Source organism: Micromonospora rubida, assembly GCF_009908295.1.
GTDB lineage: Bacteria > Actinomycetota > Actinomycetes > Mycobacteriales > Micromonosporaceae > Micromonospora > Micromonospora rubida.
In genome coordinates, this window is record NZ_JAAALO010000009.1 from 206349 (window position 1) to 225410 (window position 19062).

12 protein-coding genes and 5 pseudogenes are annotated in these 19062 nt (G+C 72.8%); 7 read left to right on the forward strand and 10 right to left on the reverse strand.

Features of this window, described 5'->3' with window-relative positions:
- Positions 1 to 18: 18 nt before the first annotated feature.
- The gene (locus GVV04_RS26715; RefSeq protein WP_161691711.1) at positions 19 to 1068 is read right to left on the reverse strand and encodes an NAD(P)-dependent alcohol dehydrogenase; all 1050 of its coding nucleotides are present in this window, start codon (positions 1066 to 1068) and stop codon (positions 19 to 21) included.
- A 222-nt stretch (positions 1069 to 1290) separates the two neighbouring features.
- Between GVV04_RS26715 and GVV04_RS26720 the strand changes: the two are divergent.
- Positions 1291 to 1812 (forward strand): annotated as a pseudogene (locus tag GVV04_RS26720) (DUF72 domain-containing protein); the annotation flags it as partial.
- A 63-nt stretch (positions 1813 to 1875) separates the two neighbouring features.
- Here the strand turns inward: GVV04_RS26720 and GVV04_RS26725 are convergent.
- The 5 genes from GVV04_RS26725 to GVV04_RS26745 form a co-directional block, all read right to left on the reverse strand.
- The gene (locus GVV04_RS26725) at positions 1876 to 2271 is read right to left on the reverse strand and encodes a hypothetical protein (RefSeq protein ID WP_161691713.1); all 396 of its coding nucleotides are present in this window, start codon (positions 2269 to 2271) and stop codon (positions 1876 to 1878) included.
- Positions 2272 to 2369: 98 nt separating this feature from the next.
- Positions 2370 to 2999 carry a hypothetical protein gene (locus GVV04_RS26730; RefSeq protein ID WP_161691715.1) on the reverse strand — a complete coding sequence of 210 codons (630 nt, stop codon included), beginning with the start codon at positions 2997 to 2999 and terminating at the stop codon, positions 2370 to 2372.
- A gap of 86 nt (positions 3000 to 3085) precedes the next feature.
- On the reverse strand, positions 3086 to 3952 hold the full coding sequence (locus GVV04_RS26735) for an alpha/beta hydrolase family protein (RefSeq protein ID WP_161691717.1): 867 nt from the start codon (positions 3950 to 3952) through the stop codon (positions 3086 to 3088).
- Positions 3953 to 4020: 68 nt separating this feature from the next.
- Entirely contained in the window at positions 4021 to 5226 is a 1206-nt protein-coding gene (locus GVV04_RS26740) for a glycosyltransferase (protein ID WP_161691719.1), read from the reverse strand.
- 330 nt (positions 5227 to 5556) lie between these two features.
- A complete protein-coding gene (locus GVV04_RS26745; RefSeq protein ID WP_161691721.1) occupies positions 5557 to 5769 on the reverse strand; it encodes a DNA-binding protein in 213 nt (70 codons plus the stop codon).
- A 479-nt stretch (positions 5770 to 6248) separates the two neighbouring features.
- Between GVV04_RS26745 and GVV04_RS26750 the strand changes: the two genes are divergently transcribed.
- Entirely contained in the window at positions 6249 to 6551 is a 303-nt protein-coding gene (locus GVV04_RS26750) for a hypothetical protein (protein ID WP_235967086.1), read from the forward strand.
- Between the two features lie 50 nt (positions 6552 to 6601).
- Here GVV04_RS26750 and GVV04_RS26755 read toward each other — a convergent pair whose 3' ends face one another.
- Positions 6602 to 7825, reverse strand: a complete 1224-nt coding sequence (locus GVV04_RS26755; RefSeq protein ID WP_161691723.1) for a globin domain-containing protein — start codon at positions 7823 to 7825, stop codon at positions 6602 to 6604.
- A 179-nt stretch (positions 7826 to 8004) separates the two neighbouring features.
- Between GVV04_RS26755 and GVV04_RS26760 the strand changes: the two genes are divergently transcribed.
- Entirely contained in the window at positions 8005 to 8430 is a 426-nt protein-coding gene (locus GVV04_RS26760; RefSeq protein WP_161691725.1) for an RrF2 family transcriptional regulator, read from the forward strand.
- Between the two features lie 48 nt (positions 8431 to 8478).
- On the opposite strand, the gene GVV04_RS26765 is transcribed toward GVV04_RS26760, so the two are convergent.
- Positions 8479 to 9735 (reverse strand): SGNH/GDSL hydrolase family protein, encoded by a 1257-nt coding sequence (locus GVV04_RS26765; RefSeq protein WP_161691726.1) that lies wholly within the window; start codon positions 9733 to 9735, stop codon positions 8479 to 8481.
- Positions 9736 to 9916: 181 nt separating this feature from the next.
- On the opposite strand from GVV04_RS26765, the pseudogene GVV04_RS26770 reads away from it, so the two are divergent.
- From GVV04_RS26770 to GVV04_RS34595, 4 pseudogenes are all read left to right on the forward strand, one after another.
- A pseudogene (locus tag GVV04_RS26770) lies at positions 9917 to 12185 on the forward strand (DNA gyrase/topoisomerase IV subunit B).
- 77 nt (positions 12186 to 12262) lie between these two features.
- Positions 12263 to 12889 (forward strand): annotated as a pseudogene (locus GVV04_RS34585) (DNA gyrase subunit A); the annotation flags it as partial.
- A gap of 33 nt (positions 12890 to 12922) precedes the next feature.
- A pseudogene (locus GVV04_RS34590) lies at positions 12923 to 13564 on the forward strand (LAGLIDADG family homing endonuclease); the annotation flags it as partial.
- Positions 13565 to 13707: 143 nt separating this feature from the next.
- A pseudogene (locus GVV04_RS34595) lies at positions 13708 to 16039 on the forward strand (DNA gyrase subunit A); the annotation flags it as partial.
- A gap of 119 nt (positions 16040 to 16158) precedes the next feature.
- Here the strand turns inward: GVV04_RS34595 and GVV04_RS26780 are convergent.
- Both GVV04_RS26780 and GVV04_RS26785 read right to left on the reverse strand, forming a co-directional pair.
- Positions 16159 to 17505 (reverse strand): uracil-xanthine permease family protein, encoded by a 1347-nt coding sequence (locus tag GVV04_RS26780; RefSeq protein WP_161691732.1) that lies wholly within the window; start codon positions 17503 to 17505, stop codon positions 16159 to 16161.
- A 120-nt stretch (positions 17506 to 17625) separates the two neighbouring features.
- Entirely contained in the window at positions 17626 to 18804 is a 1179-nt protein-coding gene (locus tag GVV04_RS26785; RefSeq protein ID WP_161691794.1) for a glycosyltransferase family 2 protein, read from the reverse strand.
- Positions 18805 to 19062: the final 258 nt, after the last annotated feature.

Sequence of the window (19062 nt, forward strand, 5' to 3'; positions counted from 1 at the left end):
GCGGGCCCCCACCGCCGGTCACGGCACGACGACTGCGCGGCCCTCCAGGGACCCGTCCCGCATCTGCCGGTACGCGTCGACCGCGTCGTCCAGCCCGAAGGTGGTGACCTTCGGCTTGATCAGCCCGCGGGCGCCGAGGTCGAGCACCTCGATCAGCTCGGGCCGGCTGCCCCAGTACGTGCTCTGGATGCTGACCTCGTAGGGCACGGAGAAGAACGAGACCGGCAGCGTGCCGCCGCCGATCCCGACGATGGTGAGGTCCCCGACGGTGCGGGCGGCGGCCGCGCCGAGCGCCAGCGTGGCGTCCGCGCCGACGAAGTCCAGGACCACGTCGGCGCCCCGGCCGCCGGGGGTGGCCTTCCTGATCTCCTCGGCGGTCTGGTCGCCGGATCGCAGCGTCAGGTCGGCCCCGTACTCCTCGGCGAGCTTCAGCGCGTCGGCGCGGGTGTCCACCGCGATCACCCGGGCCGCCGTGGTGGCCTTGAGGATCTGCACGCCGACGTGCCCGAGACCGCCGACGCCGATCACCACGGCGGTGCTGTCCGGCGGCAGCTTGTGCCACGACCGCCGGATGGCGTGGTACGGGGTGAGGCCGGCGTCCGTCAGCGGCGCAGCATCCACCGGGTCGAGACCCTCGGGCAGCGGCACGACGTGCCGGGCGTCCGGGACCAGCTCGTACTCGGCCATCCCGCCGTCGAGGCCGAGCCCGCCGCCCCCGCCCGGCACGGGCGCCCCGGCCGGGTTCTCGCAGTACGGATCCACGCCGACCCGGCAGCGGGCGCAGGTGCCGCAGCCCCACGGGCCGTAGACGGCCACCGGCTGGCCGACCTCCAGGCCGGTCACCCCGGCGCCGAGGGCGTGCACCCAGCCCGCGTTCTCGTGGCCGAGGGTGAACGGCGGGTTCCAGGGGACCGAGCCGGCCTCGAAATCGTCCATCAGGTGCAGGTCGGAGTGGCAGGCGCCGGCACCGCCGATCTTCACCACCACCTGGCCCGGGCCCGGCGTGGGCTCGGGCACCTCGACCACCTCGGGTTCGGACTTCCATGCCGGCAACCGCAGCGCGCGCATCCGTGTCTCCCGTTTCTCCGCGTCGGGCATTGCCCCTGTGACCTGCCCCTTCACCGCCCGAACAAACGGGCGGGCGGCCATGGGCGCCACCCGTCCGGCCGGGTCGGCATCCTTACAGTCCGCCGCCTCCCCTTCCCTCCCTCAGGCAACGTCGGTGAAGGAGAGGCCGACACCCCCGCCGGCCGCCTCGGCCACCACGCCGAGCGGTTCGGGTTGGTCGAGGTGGACACGTCGTCCTACGCGGTGCCGACGCCGGAGACGACCGCCGGTTGGGTGGCCGCCACCCCGCCCGGGTTCACCTTCGACGTCAAGGCGTTCAGCCTCTTCACCGGCCACCCCACCCCGGTCGCGGCGCTGCCCCGGGACCTGCGGCCGGCCGGCGGCCCGTCCCGGATCCGGTGGCGGGACCTGCCCGCCGGGGCGTACGACGAGCTGTGGGGCCGGTTCCGGGCGGCGCTGGAGCCGATCGCGGCGGCCGACCGGCTCCGCGCGGTGCTGCTCCAGTTCCCGCCATGGCTGGCCCGCAGCGCCGCGGCCGAGCGACGCATCCTGGCCCTGGCCGAGCGGCTGCGGCCGTGGCGGGTGAGCGTGGAGCTGCGGCACGGCTCGTGGTTCACCGAGGACGCCGTCCTGCGCACGCTGGCCCTGCTGCGCGAGCACGACCTCTCCTATGTCTGCGTGGACATGCCGCAGGGGTTCGTCTCGTCGGTGCCGCCGATCCTGGTCACCACCGCCGACCCGGCCGTGGTCCGCTTCCACGGCCACAGCGCCGCCTGGGCCGGCGGCGACAAGCAGGACAAGTACCGGTCAGCCGCGCCGGTTGATCCCCTCCGGGTGCATCCCCGTCGCCTCTTCGAGCGCGTTGTCCGGCAGGTCCCCGCCGGCGCTGTCGTTCGGGAACACTCGCCGCGACGGCGCCGGGTCGGGCGGTGCCCCCGGACCGGCCTCGGCGACCGGCCTTTCCTCGACGTTGCCGAACCCGTGTCGCCCCGCCGGCGGGGTGGGTTCGGCGGGTGCGCCGGCCCGCCGGTCGCCGAGGCTCCCCTCCGGGACGGCGGTCTCCTCGCTGCCCTCGTCCATCGGGGAGTCCTCACCGGCGCCCCACGGCGGGCCGGCGTCGAACCCGTCGCTGGTGCCGAACGGGGCGGCGGACCCCGGTCCGCGCTCCTCCCCGCCGGTCGTCGATCCGTCCCTGCTCGTCATGGCCACCTCGCTGGTCGGGTCGGTGCTACGGGCGCTGATTGCCCGCCTGCGCGCCGCTCATGCCCCACCGGTCCGGTCGGGCACGGGCGGCGCGGCGGTCAGCGGCCGGACATGGCCATGTGCCGCCTGGCCGCGCCCATGGCGGCCACCTTCCCCAGCGCCCTGGGCGCGCTGGCCAGCCCGCCCGCGCGCCCGAGCAGGCCCCGGAGGACCTGCCCCGGCTTCTGCTGCTCACCCATGTACGCCGTGACCACCACCATCGCGCCGGTGATCGCCGGGACGGCCCACTGGAGCAGCTTCAGTTGCCGCTGGTAGGAGGCCACGTCGGTCGGCGTCTGCGGGTTCGGCTCGGTCGTCCCCTCGACGGACGGGCCGCCCGCCTTCTGCAACCGCATCCCGAGCAGCCGGCTGTACCCGGTGACCGCGAGCGCGCCGACCGTCAGGGCCGTCTTCACCGTGCTCATCCGGGCCACCCCGGACTGGGCGAGCACCCGGGGGCTCTCGGTCACCAGTTCGCCGACGCCGCCGATGAGGTGCGCGCCGATCGCCGCCGCGTTGACCGGGGTCCACCTGGCCCACCCGGCCGAGGCCACCGGAAGTCGCTGGGTCGAGTCGCTGATCTGTGCCGCCGCGCCGTTGACGCCGAGCGCCCCCATCAGGGAGCCGCCGAACCAGGCCGCCAGGCCCAGGTCGTGCATCGAACGCAGTGCGGTGTGCCGTTCGGACATCTGATCCCCTTTCACCGTACGGGCGGTGCGGCATACCCGCCGATCCCGCATGTACGCGCCGTGGCCGGGTCGATCCTCGGGCGGGGTCAGTCCCGGTGGGGGAGCCCGGCGGCGAAGGCGGCCACCCGGGCGGCCACCGGTGCGCTGGCGCGTACCCAGACGAAGTGGTCGAGTGGGGTGCCGGCCTGCGCGGTCGTGTAGCGCTCGCGCGCGACGGTGGCCGCGGCGAGCTTGTCGCAGAGGTGGTCCACGGTGGCGTGCGGGGTGTACTGGTCGTCGTCCACGCTCACCGCGAGGACCGGGATGTCCAGCGAGCGCAGCGCCGCCTCGGCGTCCACCCCGTCGAGCGCGGGGAAGCGGCCGGTGCGGGCGGTGTGCGCCCAGTCCCGGATCACCCCGCGTGCCTGCCGGCCGCCGAAACCCCAGCCCGGCCAGACGCCGAGCAGCCGGGCGGTCGCGGCGATCCCCTGGGTGTACGGCAACACCCCGTACCGGCGGGGACCCGGATACCCGCGCCAGTACGGCACGCCGACGGCGACCAGGGCCAGCCCGTCCACGGCGTCCGTGCCGTGCAGGGCCAGGTGCAGCAGGGCGGCCTGGCCGCCGAGGGAGTGCCCGAGCAGGATCGTGGGCCGCCCGTCCAGCCTCGGCTTCAGCGCCGCGAGCACCGCGCCGACGTCGGCGGCCAGTTCCACGTAGCCGTACCGGCAGGCCCGGCTCGGGGGTGGGGTGCTCGCGCCGGTGCCGCGCAGGTCGGCGACGACCACGGCGAGACCGGCTGCCCGCAGCTCGGCGGCGAACGGCCGGTAGTAGCGGGCCCGCACCCCCATCGCGGGCCAGATCACCACCACCGGGGCGTCCGCCGTGCCGTCGGGCTCGGGATACACCTGCACCCCGAGTCGGGCGCCGTCGACGTCGACGAACTCCTGCGTGTACTCCTCGGTCGCGCTCACCGGACCAGCCTACGGCCGTAAGCTACCGGCGGGTAGTAAGGGGTGGGCGGTGAGCGGGCCGCCGGTCGTCAGGCCGCCGCCGTGGCCGGCCGGGCGACGGTGGCAACCGCCTCGTACACGAGGTTGAGCTGCTCGGCGCAGCGCCGCCACGAGTACCGGCTGCGGATCCGGTCCAGCGCCGCCGTGGCGTACGCGAAGCGCCGCACGTTGTCGCCGAGCAGACGGCGGATCGCGGTGCCCAGCGCCCGGGAGTCGCGCGGCGGCACCAGGTCGCCGGTGAGCCCGTCGATGACGGTGTCGGCGATGCCGCCCACGTCGGTGCCGACCACCGGGACGCCGCAGGCCATGCCCTCCAGGGCGGTCAGGCCGAACGGCTCGTGCCAGGGGGCGGCGACCAGCAGGTCGGCCGAGCGGTACCAGCTGGCCAGCTCCTCGCGCGGCACCCCGCCGACCAGCTTGACCCGGTCGGCCACCCCGCAGGACCGGGCGAGCGCGGTCAGGCGCCGGGCGGAGCCGTCGGTGGGCAGCTTCTCGGCCGGCGGGCCGCCGACGATCACGCACTCGGCCTCCGGCACCGCGGGCATGGCCCGGACGACCTCCTCGAAACCCATGCTCTCCGTCAGCCGCCCCACGGTCAGCACCCGGGGACGGGCCGGGTCACGCGGGGCGACCGGGCCGTCCGGGCGGAAGATCCGCTCGTTGACCCCGGCGGGCACCAGGGACATCCGGGACCGGGGCACCCCGAGGCGGACCAGCTCACCGATTTCGTCCTGAGACTGCACGACCACCCGGTCGGCAGCCCGGCCGAGCGCGCGCTCGTAGCCGGTCCGGCCCGGTGGGCCGATGTCCCGGGTGCCCCGCTGCGCCGTGCCGAGGGCGTGGTAGGTCAGCACCACCGGCACCCCGGTGCGCCGCCCGGCGTGCACGGCGGCGAGCCCGCTGCGCCAGAAGTGGGCGTGCGCGACGTCGGGCAGCCAGGCGTCGCGCCAGTGCCCGGCCAGCCACCGGCCGAACTCGCCGGTGTGCGGCAGCAGCTCGTCGCCGGGCAGCAGGCGCGGCGGTCCGGCCGGCACGTGCAGCACCTCGTAGCCGTCCGGGGTGGCCACCGTCTCGGGCAGGGTGGGGGCGTCGCGGCGGGTGTAGACGTGCACCTCGTGGCCCCGGTCGACCAGGGCCGCCGCCAGCTCCGCCACGTGCGTGTCCTGCCCGCCGCTGCTCTCCCCGCGCAGGACGGCGAGCGGGCTGGCGTGCTCCGAGATCATCGCGATCCGCATTCTTCCTCCTCCATCCGCCCGTCCCGGTCGGCGGGGACCTGTCGAGCCGGCCGGGTCCGTGGACGCGCACGACAGGTCCCTACCCTCGGCTTCGCCCCCTAACCTCCTCGGGTCGACCCGCCGTCGCGCCCCGACCGGTCGACGAGCAGGTCACCGGAGCCGGGGAGGCCGCGCCGCCGCCGTCCACAGTGGCGACGCCGGAGTGTCAGTGCGGGTGGGGGACGGCCAGGCCGACGACTGATTCACCGGAAGGCTGACGAGGCCCGGGTGTAGCGGGCGGCACCCGCCCTCGGCCCTCTCCGTTTGCGGGCGGCCACGAGGGATCGGTCGTCAGCCCTGCTCTTCTTCGTCCGCCGGCGGCCGGGGTGGGCGGTTGTGTCGGGCCCACTCGTCGACCTCGTCCGCGTCCCAGACGTTCATCCCGACCAGGCGGGCGAGGGGTTCCGGGAAGCCGGGCCGACGAGTGATCTGTAGGACCCGCTGCCGGGACACGCCGAACAGGGCGACCAGCTCGCCAGGCCCGTACAGACGTGGTCGCTTCACAGCCTGAACGTAGGCACGACACACTGTTTACGTTTGCCACTTACAGATTGACAAGATGGTAGCAGGCGGTGTCTGATCGATCACGCGGTACCCCCGCCCTGGTGGAGCTGGGCTCGGTGGGGCGGGGTGCCGCAGTGGACCGCACTCGGCAGGCCTGAGGGAGGCACAAATGAGGTTGCGAGACGCCCGGCACCTCGAACTCGTGAAGCCGCACCAGGACTTTCGGTGGGACTCCTGTGTCGTCTGGCTCTGGAGGGACAAGGGTCGACTCGACTCCGCCCGTGCGGCGGGCGCATTCGGTGCCGCCGGATCGGTCGCGCGCCGGGGCCGGGCGAGGGCAAGGTGAGTGCACGTCGGCTGCCCCTGTCGATCTTGGCCGCCTGGCGCACGCTCGAATGGCACCGACACCGCCGCTGTTCCGCCTGTAGCCCGAGCGGCTGGTGTCCTCTCGTCCAGGCGGCCAGGGCCCGGATCACGGCATGGCGACGGCTCAGTTCCCGTCGATGATCGGACTCAGGGCCGGCGACGTCCTCCAGGTAACTCGCGTCTGTAGCGTTCAGTTCATCCGACCGATCTTCTTCCGGCTGATCAAGGTTCGGACCGACCTGATCACCTACGAGGGTTGGGTCTGGTTGGACGGCTACCAGCTGGATGAGAAGGGCGACGCGCTCGCCCGGCGCGAGCTGTTCGTCATCCGTGAGGGCATCCGGAGGGTGAACCGCCCGATCGGCCCCACCCCCGCCCAGCCTCGCCGCCGGCCCGTTGACCAGCGCCCCGGCTGAGGCACCACCCCTGCCGGCACCGCCGGTGCGCGGGCGGTGCCGGCGGTGGGTCAGGCCCCGTCGCGGAGCATGCCGGGGCCGAAGACCTCGTAGGCGATCCGGTCGCTGGGGACGCCGCGGCGCAGCAGGGTGCTGCGGACCAGGTTCATGAAGGGCAGCGGGCCGCACAGGTGGATGTGGGCGTCGGGGGTGAGCGGGATCAGCTCCGGGTCGACGCGCCCCGGGCTGACCCGCACCGGCAGTTCGGCGAACGGCCCGTCGGAGGCGTCGGTGTTCTCGTACCAGAGCGCGGTGGACAGGTTGGGCAGGGCCTGGTGCAGCCGGGGCAGCTCGTCGCGGAGCACGTGCGCGGTGCCGGCCCGGTCGGCGTGCACCAGCGTCACCGGCCGCTGCGGCGCGGTGGCCGCGAGGTGCTCCAGCGCGGACATCGCGGGGGTGAGCCCGATGCCGGCGCTGACCAGCACCAGCGGCCCGTCCCCGGCCACGGCGCTCACCTCGCCGAACGGCGGGCTGAGTCGCAGCGTGTCGCCGACGGCCACCCGCTCGTGCAGGAACGTGGAGACCATGCCGTCGGGCGCGTCGGCGGTGCCGCGTACCCGCTTCACGGTGATCCGCCACCGCGCCGCGCCGGGCCGGCCGGAGAGGCTGTACTGCCGGATCTGCTGCCCCCGGCCGCCGTCGAGGTCGACCGCGACGGAGACGTACTGGCCGGGGACGAACTCCGGCACCGGGCCGCCGTCGGCCGGCTCCAGGCCGAACGACACGACGTCGGCGGTCTCCCGGACCCGCTCGGCAACCCGCCAGGCCCGCCAGACCGGCTGCCCCTCGGCCACTCCGGCGCCCTGGTAGAGCCGGGCTTCCCGGGCGATCAGTTCGCAGGCCAGCAGCCAGTACGTCTCGTCCCAGGCCGCGGCGACCTCCGGGGTTACCGCGTCGCCGAGCACCTCGCCGACGGCGGCGAGCAGGTGCCGGCCCACGACGGTGTACTGCGCCGGGGTGATGCCGAGCGAGACGTGCTTGTGGGCGATCCGGTCCAGGATCGGCCCCCACGGCGCGTCGCTGGCGCCGACCAGGTGCTCCGCGTACGCGACGACGGCGGCGGCCAGCGCGGCCTTCTGCTGCCCGGTGGCCTGGTTGCCCCGGTTGAACAGGTCCAGCAGTTCCGGATGGGCGTCGAACATCCGCCGGTAGAACCGGCCGGTGATCGCCTCGCCGTGTGCCTGCACGGCGGGCAGGGTCGCCCGCACCACCGCCGCTGATGACTCCGTGAGCATGACATGTCCTCCTGCGGTCGTCCGGTGTCGCCCGCCTTCGTCGACGACGTGCCCAATAAACAGGAATCTCAAATACCTCTTCAGGGTCGAAAGTCCCGGTTGCGTAGTCGCCCGGATCACACCGGGGGCGGGTCGTCCGGCCCGGGGCACGGCGCGTCCGCGGTGGCTAGGGTCGGTGCGTGAAGCTCAACCGGTCCACCGACATGGCCCTGCGGATCGCCATGCTGACCGCCGCCTCCCAGGCCCGTACGACGGTGGACGAGCTGGCCGAACAGCTCGCGCTGCCGCGCAGCCACGTCGCCAAGGTGGTGCAGCGGCTGCAGAGGATCGGGGTGCTGGTGACCATCCGGGGCCGCTCCGGCGGGGTGGCCATCGCCGAGGCGGCCGGCGAGCTCACCGTCGGCGCGGTCGTGCGGGCCTTCGAGGGCGACGACGAGGTGGTCTCCTGCGAGCAGCCCGCCTGCCCCCTGGTCGCCGGCTGCCGGCTGCGTGGCCAGCTGCGCCGCGCGCAGGAGGCGTTCCTCGCCGTCCTCGACGAGACGCGGCTCGGTGACCTGGTCGACGGCCCGACCGGCCCCCTCCTGCTCACCCTCGGCCGGAGCTGACGAAGGGGCCCCCGGCAACGAGGGCCCCTTCTCGCCGGCGGCGGGCGGTCAGCCGACGCTGATCGTCCCGTCCCCGGCGCGGACGCAGGCCACCGCGCGGGCGGTGGTGGAGGCGGCCCCGGCCAGGCAGCGGCCCAGCACCTGGTGCCCGGCCACGTTGGGGTGCCACGACTCCTGGCACGTCTGGAAGTAGCTCACGCAGGTGTTGGCGATCCGCTGGATGGCGATCTTGTCCTTGCCGGCGAGACTCGTGACGAAGGTGCCGGTCGCGCCGTCCTGGAGCCGGATCGGCGTGGCGAGCGAGCCGGACGGGCTGGTCGGCTGCTCGCAGAGCCGGGCGCCGTCGAACGCCCGCTGCACGTTGAGGTAGACCAGGTCGGCGGCGGGGAACTCGCTGGCCAGCGTGGTCCGCACCGAGCTGACCAGGGTGCCCAGCCCGGCGGAGAAGTTGTGCCCGGGCCGCAGGCTGGCCCGGTGGATCGGGCAGCCGGCCGCGTACCGCTCGGCGCCGAGGTCCCGGAACTTGTCCCGGTCGTCCTGGCGGCCGTCCTCCTCCCAGTAGTTCGAGGCGAGGTCGAACGGCAGCGGGTTGGTGTAGTCCTGGAACACGATCCGGTGCTGGCCGTCGGCGTCGATCTGGTCGAGGGTGGTGAGGATCTGTCGTACGGCGGCCGTGGTCTCCGCGGTCGCGGCGCTCAGCTGCGCCGCGGTGGCCAGGTCGGCGTCGCTGCACGGCTCCTGCGGCACCGGCCCGCCGAGGTACGCCCAGAACTCCCACCAGCCGGTCCACGCGTCGGCGATGAACCGGTTGGCGCACTTCTCCGCCACGCTGCCGAAGGTGAACGAGCTGTTGTTCGAGCCCAGGCCCACCAGCACCAGGTCGATGTCGTGGGTCTGGCCCACCGCGCGGAGCTGGTCGAGCTGGGAGGCGACCGAGCGCCCCTTGGTCCGGTTGACCGACGCGTTGCCGATGTCGTACGGCTGCCCGCCCGAGCAGGCCAGGTTGAACCGGTCCTGGATGCCCGGCAGGTTGGCCTGGAACAGCGAGGCGTTGGGGGACCGGTGGCAGAAGTAGGCGTTGCTGTTCGGCGCGGTCCAGCCGGGGAAGCCCTGGCTGAGGCCGTTGACGTCGACGACCGGGGAGTAGGCCCCGGCCCCCTCGCCGCTGATGAAGCTGTCGCCGAGCGCCACGGCGGCGGTGGGGAGGGCGGCCACCGCCGGGGCGGGCGGCGCGACGGCGGCCGACAGCGCCGCCGCCGCGACGGTCAGCACCACCGCGAGCGCGGTACGACGGAACACGGACATACGCGTCCTCCATCAATCCATGGAAATATGAAAGTTTCTATGAGGCGGTGATCACATCACGGGCGAGTGACGACCGTCAACGTCCGGGGCGTCCCCGCAGGGATTCGGGCCGGGGTGTCCGGCACCGCCGGGTGGGGGCCGGGTTGTGGCGCGGGTGTGTCGTCGGGGGTGGCCGCCCGGGATGAATTCCGGGATCGGTGGCGTTGCCGCAGAGGTGGGCGTTCTCCGGGCCGCCCGGTTGGCAGGGCGACCGCAGGCGGCGGGGAGACCCGCACACTGCGGGGTGCCTACGTCCTGTCCCACCTCCCGGTTAGGCTCGCTGCGGCGCGCCGCGCGATGTGATCGAGCCGGTGAGCGGCACCACACCGCCGAGACCTGGGAGTACGACCAAGTTGACCGCACAGCCTGAGATGCTCTACGGGGCCGACGACCTGACACACCTGGAGGGCCTGGACGCCGTCCGCAAACGCCCCGGCATGTACATCGGCTCCACCGACAGCCGTGGCGTGGGTCACCTCGTCAACGAGATCCTCGACAACTCCACCGACGAGGGCGTCGCGGGTCATGCCACCCGCGTCGAGGTGATCCTGCACGCCGACGGCTCGGTGCAGGTCGACGACGACGGCCGGGGCATTCCCACCGACGTGCACGCCAAGTCCGGCATCTCGGGCGTCGAGCTGGTGCTCACCCGGCTGCACGCCGGCGGCAAGTTCGGCGGCTCCGGCTACAAGACCTCCGGCGGCCTGCACGGCGTCGGCGCCTCCGCCGTCAACGCCCTGTCCCGGCGCTTCGACGTCACGGTCCGCCGCGACGGCAAGGTGCACAGCATGTCGTTCCGGCACGGCGTGCCGGGGGCCTTCGACGGCCCCGGCCCCGACGCCACGTTCACCGCCGGCCCGGGCCTCCAGGTCGCCGGCGCGATGAAGCGCGGCGCGCGGACCGGCACCTCGATCCGCTACTGGCACGACGCCCGATACTTCGAGACCGGCGCCACGCTGGACGCCGAGGCGGTCCGGCTCAAGCTGCGCAACACCGCGTTCCTCGTCCCCGGCGTGACTTACCTGCTGCGCGACCTCACCCGTGAGGAGCCGGTCGAGGAGACGTTCCACTTCCCCGCCGGCCTGACCGACATGGTGGAGTTCCTCGCCCCGGCCGGCGACCGGCCGGTCTCCGGGACCCTGCTGGTCACCGGCGAGGGCACCTACCGGGAGAACGCGGCCGACGCCAACGGCGTCATGCAGTCCAACGTGCAGCGACGCGCCGAGGTCGAGGTGGCGTTCCGCTGGGGCACCGGCTACGAACGCACCGTCGAGTGCTTCACCAACACCATCCGCAACGCCCACGGCGGCACCCACCGCAAGGGCTTCGAGCGCGCCATGGCCCGCACCCTCGCCGACGCGGCCCGCAGCGCCCGGGGCCTGCTCAGGCCCAAGGAGGACGCGCCCACCCTGGACGACGTCCTGGAGGGGATGACGGCCGTGGTGCACGTGCGGATCCCCGAGCCGCAGTTCACCTCGCAGACCAAGGACGAGCTGTCCACCGCCGGCATCACCAAGGTGCTCCAGGGGCTGATCGAGGCGCACCTGAAGGCGTGGCTGGAGGACCGCCGCAACAAGGCCGAGGCCCGCACGGTGCTCCAGAAGATCGTGGACGCGGCCCGGGTCCGGCTGACCCAGAAGCAGCAGAAGGACGCCGCCCGCCGCAAGACCGCCCTGGAGGGCGCGTCCATGCCCCCGAAGCTGGTCGACTGCCGCGCGACAGGCATCGACAGAAGTGAATTGTTCATCGTGGAGGGGGACAGCGCCCTCGGAACAGGCCGGCTCGCCCGATCCGCCGAGTACCAGGCGCTTCTTCCGATCCGCGGCAAGATCCTCAACGTGCAGAAGGCCAACCTCCAGCAGGTCCTCGACAACGTCGAGTGCGCGGCGATCGTCCAGGTGCTCGGCGCCGGCTCCGGCCGCACCTTCGACCTGTCCACGCTGCGGTACGGCCGGGTGCTGATCATGGCCGATGCCGACGTGGACGGCGCGCACATCCGCACCCTGCTGATCACGCTCTTCGCCCGGTACATGCGCCCGCTGATCGAGGCCGGCCGGCTCTACGCCGCGATGCCGCCACTGCACAAGATCACCACAAAGGGGCGCAACCCGCAGACTACCTACACCTACACCCAGGCGGAGATGGAGGCGTTGGTCCGCAAGCTGGAGAAGGCCGGCAAGCAGATCGTCACCCCGATCCCCCGGTTCAAGGGCCTCGGCGAGATGAACGCCGACGAGCTGTGGGACACCACGATGAACCCGGCCACCCGGGCGGTCCGCCGGATCACCCTCGACGACGTCGACGCCGCCGAGCGGATCCTGGAGCTGCTGATGGGGGAGAAGGTCGAGCCGCGCCGCAACTGGCTGATCGAGTCCGCCGACCGGGTCGACCGCGACGCGATCGACGCATGAGGGCCGCCCGCCGCCAGACCGTTGCCCCCCGGGGGCAGCGCCGCCCGACCGTGGCCCGCCGAGGAGAGAGCTGAACCATGGCACGCCGTAAGAACACCGGTCCCCGGGCCGACCTTGCCGCCTTCGATCAGGCCGGCGCGCGGGTCTTCGACAATCCGCTGGTCACCGAGGTCTCCGACTCCTACCTGGAGTACGCCTTCTCGGTGATCCACTCCCGCGCCCTGCCGGACGCCCGGGACGGCCTCAAGCCCGTGCACCGGCGCATCCTCTACTCGATGCACGAGGCGGGTCACCGCCCCGACCGGGCGCACGTGAAGTCGGCCCGGGTGGTCGGCGACGTGATGGGCCGGTACCACCCGCACGGCGACACCGCGATCTACGACGCGATGGTCCGGCTGGCCCAGGACTTCTCGCTCAACGCCCCGCTCATCGACGGGCACGGCAACTTCGGATCTCCCGACGACGGCCCGGCCGCCGCGCGCTACTGCGTCACGGGCGAGACCCGGATTCGTCTGCCGGACGGATCGAGCCCTCAGATCGCCGATCTCGTCGACCTTGCGCCGGACAGCGAGGCGGACGTCGACTTCGAGGTCCTCGACAAGGACGGGAAAGCCGTCCAGGTGACCAAGGTCTTCAATTCCGGTGTGCACTCCACCATTCGCATCGGTACCGATTCGGGCTTCTCGCTGCGCGGAAGCGAGAATCATCTGGTGCTCTGTCTCGAGGCTCCGCTTGGCGTGCCGCTGTTCCAGTGGCGGCGACTCGAGGAGATCACCCCCGGCGCGGTCGTTTGTATCGCGCGGAACGCCTGGTCGCAGGTGGTTCCCACGGCGAGGGAGTACATGCTCGGTGTGCTCGGTGGCGCCTGGGCGTCAGAGGGGTGGGCGAGCGATTCCAGGGCTGGTTTCAACAACACCGACGAGCACTTCTTCGACGAGGTGCTGCACGCCTACGACCAGATCGTGGGCGGCCAGCGTTACGTGAGTGAACGGCACACCCGCCGCGACCGCAAGCGCATCTGGGAGTTGGATGTCCAGGAGCACGCCGGGGGGATGGATGCCTTCCGGGCGGGTCCACTGGGCGAGTTCATCGGCCACCAGGCACGGGACAAGTTCGTCCCGCAATTCGTCTGGACCGGCGGATGGGGCGTGAAGCGGGCCTTCCTCATGGCTCTCTTCGAGGGCGACGGCGGTGTCCGGGTGGCGAATGAGAGCTTCACCATCCAATACACCAGCTACAGCGAGCGACTCGTGCGGGAAGTGCAGGAACTGCTGGCGGAGTTCGGTGTCATCGCCTGCCGGCGCAAGTACACCCGTTCGAGCGGTTCCATCGAGCACCGACTGGTTGTCTCGGGTCTGCGGAACATCAGGGCGTTCGCGCATCGGGTCGGCTTCCTTCGCACCAAGCAGGCGAAGCTGGAGAAGCTGCTGGTCCACTCGCCGTTGCGTCCGCACCGCCTCAGCAAGGACCACGTCCCGTTCGTCGGCGACTATGTTCGCGGCGCGCTGGACTTCGATCGGCGGGGCAGCGGCCGGAAGTGGCTGACCAAGCACAACTTCGATCGGGTCGAGCGCTGGGAGACCGAACGTCTGCGCATCATCGACCGGATCAAGCAGACAGAGGTCCTCACGACGATCCTGCCGATCATGGACTCGGGTTATCGCTTCGAGAGAGTCACCGAGGTGGTGAGCTGCGAGCCGGCCGAAGTCTACTCGGTCCGGGTCGACACGGCCGATCACTCGTTCCTCGCCGGCGGCTTCGTCAACCACAACACCGAAGCCCGGATGTCCCGGGAGGCGATGCTGCTCGTCGGCGAGCTGGGCGAGGACACGGTCGACGTCGAGCCGAACTACGACGGTTCGCTCACCCAACCGACCGTGCTGCCGGCCGCGTTCCCGAACCTGCTGGTCAACGGGGCGTCCGGGATCGCGGTCGGGATGGCCACCAACATGATCCCGCACAACCTGGGCGAGGTCGTCTCCGCCGCCCGGTGGCTGATCAACCACCCGGACGCCGACCTCGACAAGCTGATGGAGTTCGTCCCCGGGCCGGATCTGCCGACCGGCGGCGTGCTGCTTGGCCTGGACGAGGTGCGCCGGGCGTACGAGACCGGGCGCGGCGTGGTCCGGATGCGCGGCCGGGTGGAGATCGGCCCCCTGGAGGGCAGCCGGGGCCGGCAGGCGATCACCGTTGTCGAGCTGCCCTACGGCGTGGGCGCGGAGAAGGTCATCGCCGCGATCACCAACGAGGTCAACAAGACCAAGCGGCTGACCGGCATCGCCGACGTCAAGGACCTCACCGACCGGGAGAACGGCACCCGGCTCGTGATCGAGTGCAAGGTCGGGGTGAATCCGCAGGCGCTGCTGGCCGATCTCTACCGGCTCACCCCGCTGGAGCAGTCCTTCGGCGTCAACAACCTGGTGCTGGTGGACGGCCAGCCGCGGACCCTCGGGCTGAAGGCGCTGCTGGAGGTCTTCCTTCGGCACCGCTACGAGGTGGTGACGCGGCGCAGCGCGTACCGCCGGCGCAAGCGCGAGGAGCGGCTGCACCTGGTCGACGGCCTGCTCATCGCGCTGCTGGACATCGACAAGGTGGTCCGGCTGATCCGGGGCAGCGACGACGCCCAGGCCGCCAAGGACGGCCTGATGCGCCAGTTCAAGCTCTCCGAGATCCAGGCTGGCTACATCCTGGACACCCCGCTGCGCCGGCTGACGAAGTTCGACCGGATCGAGCTGGAGGCCGAGCAGGAGCAGCTCCGCAAGGAGATCGCCCAGCTCTCCACCATCCTCGACGACGAGAAGGTGCTGCGGAAGGTCGTCTCCGACGAGCTGGCCGCCGTGGTGAAGCAGTTCGGCGCCGATCGGCGCACCACCCTGGTCGACGGCGACCTCAAGGAGGTGCTGGCCGCGTCCGCGCCGGCCGGTCCTCTCGAGGTGGCCGACGACCCGTGCCAGGTGATCCTCTCCGCCGCCGGGCTGGTCGCCCGGACCGCGGCCGAGTCGGAGGAGGCATCCGAGGGGCGCCGGCGCAGCGGCCGGGTCAAGCACGACGCGGTACGCGCGGTCGTGCACTCCACGGCCCGGGGCCGGGTGCTGCTGGTGACCAGCGCGGGCCGGGCGTTCAAGGTCGACGTGCTGCCGCTGCCGGTGCTCCCCGAGCAGGCGGGCACGGTGTCGCTGCGCGGCGGCATGTCCGCCGCCGAGCTGGTGCCGCTGGAGCCCGGCGAGACGGTGGTCGGCCTGGCCCCGCTCGGTGCGCCGGCCGAGGGGTCGCCGGGGCTGGCGTTGGGCACCCGGCAGGGCGTGGTGAAGGTGTGCTCGCCGGACTGGCCGGTCCGCTCGGACGAGTTTGAGGTGATCGGCCTGCGCGAGGGCGACGAGGTGGTCGGGGCTAGCTGGCTCGCCGACGGCACCGAGACCCTCGCCTTCGTCTCCTCCGAGGCGTCGCTGCTGCGCTTCGCCGCGTCGCTGGTCCGCCCGCAGGGGCCCAAGGGTGGCGGAATGGCCGGTATCAACCTGCCGGCGGAGGCCAGGGTGGTCTTCTTCGGGGCGATCCACACCGACGACCCGGGGCACGGCGAGCCGATGGTGGTCACCTCCACGGGCGCGACGGTGAAGGTGACGCCGTTCGGGGCGTACCCGGCCAAGGGGCGGGCGACCGGCGGGGTGCGCGCGCAGCGGTTCCTCAGGGGCGAGACGGACCTGGTGGTGGCCTGGATCGGCCCGCGCCCGGTCGGGGCGACGGCGACCGGCGACCCGGTCGACCTGCCCCCGTCCGACCCCCGCCGCGACGGCAGCGGCTTCGCCGTCATGCTCGGCCCCTCAACAATCGGCCACCAGATCGAACGCGACTAGTCCCACCCCCTCCACTCCCGCAAGTCCGCGTCGATCAAGAGGTTTGCGTCAGCCCAAGCTCCTCGGGCGACGCAAACCTCTTGATCAACCTGGCAGGGGGAGGGGCGGGCGGGGTGGGGTCAGAGTTCGGGTTCGGGGGTTTGGTGGGGCTTCGGGGTGGTGCCTCGGAGGTGGGCGATCAGGCGCATGCCGTGGTAGATGACCAGGGCGGCAGCGGTGCCGAGGGCGATGCCGTTGAACGACAGGTCGCCGGCGGTGAGGGTGTAGTTCGCCGCCCCGACGATGAGGGCCACGGCGGCGGTCATCAGGTTGACCGGGTTGTGGAAGTCGACCCGGCTCTCGATCCAGATCCGGGCGCCGAGCACGGCGATCAGGCCGTACAGGACGGTGGTCGCGCCGCCGAGCACCCCCGCCGGCACGGTGAGGATCAGCGCGCCGAACTTGGGGCTGAGCCCGAGCAGCACCGCCGCCACCCCGGCCACCCAGTACGCGGCGGTCGAGTACACCCGGGTCGCCGCCATCACGCCGATGTTCTCCGCGTACGTGGTGGTGCCGGAGCCGCCGCCGGAGCCGGCGAGCATGGTGGCCAGGCCGTCGCCGAGGAACGCCCGGCCCATGTCCCGGTCCAGGTTGCGGCCGGTCATCGCGGCGACCGCCTTGACGTGCCCGGCGTTCTCCGCGATCAGCACCAGGATCACCGGGATCACCAGCACGACCGCGCGCAGGCTGAACTGCGGTGCGTGGAAGTCGGGCAGGCCGACCCAGGCCGCCTCGCGCAGCCCGTCGACGGCCTTCGGGTCCAACTCGCCGAGGACGGCGGCCAGCAGCCAGCCGACCACCACGCCGAGCAGGATGGACAGCCGGGCCAGGAAGCCCCGGAACGCCACCGTGGCGAGCAGGATCACCGCCAGGGTGATCACCGCGATCAGCGGCTGTGCCTTGACTCCGGTGCCGCTGCCGTCGCCGTCCCAGGCGACCGGGGCGAGGTTCAGCCCGATCAGGGCGACGATCGCGCCGGTGACCACCGGAGGCATCAGCGCGTCGATCCAGCGCGCCCCGGCCAGTTGCACGACCACGCCGACCACGGCCAGCGCGACGCCGGCCACCACGATCCCGCCGAGCGCGGGGCCGATGTCCCCGCCGGCCTTCGCGGCCAGCACCGGGGCGATGAACGCGAACGACGACCCCAGGTACGACGGCAGCCGGTTGCCGGTGAGCAGCAGGAAGAGCAGGGTGCCGATGCCGGAGAAGAAGATCGTGGTGCTCGGCGGGAAGCCGGTGATCAGCGGCACGGTGAAGGTGGCGCCGAACATCGCCACCACGTGCTGCACGCCGATCCCGAGGGTGCGCGGCCAGGAGAGCCGCTCGTCGGGGTGGACCACGTCGCCGGGGCGGACGGACCGGCCGTCGCCGTGCAGGGACCACGGGGACCAGCGGGAGCGCGGCTCGGTGGGGGTTTGGGTCATGGTGCGCCCTTCGCGTCGAGGTGCTGACGGGGGCGTGGACGACCCTGGGAGTTGTTTCTAGCAGGCCGGCCTCCGGCGGCGGCACGCTGCCCCCGCCGCCGGAGGCCGGCCCGGGATCGGCTACCCGGCGAGCACCGAGTCCGTCGCGGCGTCGTGCTGGTCGGAGCTGCCGGTGGCGGGCAGCTCCGGCTCCCGGCGGGGCTGCCGCACCACGGCCGGCGTCGGATGCGTCGGGCGGAGCGTGAGCAGGCTGCCGACCAGCCCGGAGAAGAGCACCACCACGCCGAGCGCGATGGCGGTGGCCGACGGCAGCACCACCCGGAGGGTCGCGAGCGGGTTCAGGTCGCCGAACCCGTCGAGCCCCCAGTACCAGACGGCCGCGCCGGTGCCGGCCCCGCCCGCGGCGAGCAGCAGCAGGCCGACGGTGGCGCTGGTCTCCAGCCGCAGCAGGCGGATCCACCGGTCCGAGGCGCGCGGCGGGGCCAGCCCCTCCTGCCGTCCGTAGATCTCGGCGAGGCCGCCGAAGAGCATGAGCTGAGCCCCGACCAGCACCATCAGGCACGCGTAGACCAGAGAGGCGACGTCGAGCCTGATCGGGCCGAGAGCCAGCGGGCCGGGCGTGAGCGCCCCCACCCCGACCAGCCCGAGCAGGGCCAGCGCGCCACCCGGCCGGACCAGGGTCTTGCGCGGGGCGAACACCAGCAGGAAGCGCAGGTGCCGCCACCCGTCCCGCCAGGTGCGCAGGTGCGGCGGGCGGGACCGGCCGTCGGGGGACAGGGTGGTCGGCACCTCGACGATGTCGTAGCCGGCCAGCGACGCGCGGACCACCAGCTCGGAGGCGAACTCCATGCCCGGCATGCAGAGGCCGAGGGCGCGGATCCGCTCGGCGTCGAAGCCGCGCATGCCGCAGTGGAAGTCCCGTACGCCGGACAGCCCGAACAGCATCCGCCCGAGCCAGCTCAGCGCCGGGTTGCCCAGCCAGCGGTGCAGGGGCGGCATGGCGCCGGGGGCGATCCCACCCCGGAACCGGTTGCCCATCACCACGTCGTGCCCGGCGCGTAGCTTCTCGATGAAGGGGCCGAGATCCGACAGCGCGTACGAGTCGTCGCCATCGGCCATGATGATGTAGCGCCCACGGGCCTGGTCGATGCCGTTGAGCAGGGCACCCCCGTAGCCCCGGATGGGGGCGTGCACCACCCGGGCGCCGGCCCGCTCGGCGAGTTCCTGAGAGCCGTCGGTGGAGCCGTTGTCGGAGACCAGTACCTCGCCGACGACGCCGCATTCGGCCAGCGAACGCAGCGTCTAGCGTGGTCGGGCGTCCAACGAGTACGTAGAGCTCCAGAGCAATGCGGAGAGTGACGGTCGCGGCCAAGCTAGCACGGCCCTGGAAGTCCGTGGTTACCCGAAAGTGGACGACCACGTTACGTTTTCGGTCCGCCCCGCCGATCCGTGCGCCCGCAGGATCGTCTCCGGCCGCACGGTCCTGCGGGCCCTGGCCCGAACGGCCGTCGCGGTGGAACCGACCGGGTTGTCTCCGCTTCCCGCTCGGCCGGTGGA

Coding starts and splice junctions, on each gene's coding strand:
- GVV04_RS26715 (WP_161691711.1), bottom strand. CDS start 1,068: ATGCGCGCGCTGCGGTTGCCGGCATGGAAGTCCGAACCCGAGGTGGTC.
- GVV04_RS26725 (WP_161691713.1), bottom strand. CDS start 2,271: ATGACGAGCAGGGACGGATCGACGACCGGCGGGGAGGAGCGCGGACCG.
- GVV04_RS26730 (WP_161691715.1), bottom strand. CDS start 2,999: ATGTCCGAACGGCACACCGCACTGCGTTCGATGCACGACCTGGGCCTG.
- GVV04_RS26740 (WP_161691719.1), bottom strand. CDS start 5,226: ATGCGGATCGCGATGATCTCGGAGCACGCCAGCCCGCTCGCCGTCCTG.
- GVV04_RS26750 (WP_235967086.1), top strand. CDS start 6,249: ATGGCGACGGCTCAGTTCCCGTCGATGATCGGACTCAGGGCCGGCGAC.
- GVV04_RS26755 (WP_161691723.1), bottom strand. CDS start 7,825: ATGCTCACGGAGTCATCAGCGGCGGTGGTGCGGGCGACCCTGCCCGCC.
- GVV04_RS26765 (WP_161691726.1), bottom strand. CDS start 9,735: ATGTCCGTGTTCCGTCGTACCGCGCTCGCGGTGGTGCTGACCGTCGCG.
- GVV04_RS26780 (WP_161691732.1), bottom strand. CDS start 17,505: ATGACCCAAACCCCCACCGAGCCGCGCTCCCGCTGGTCCCCGTGGTCC.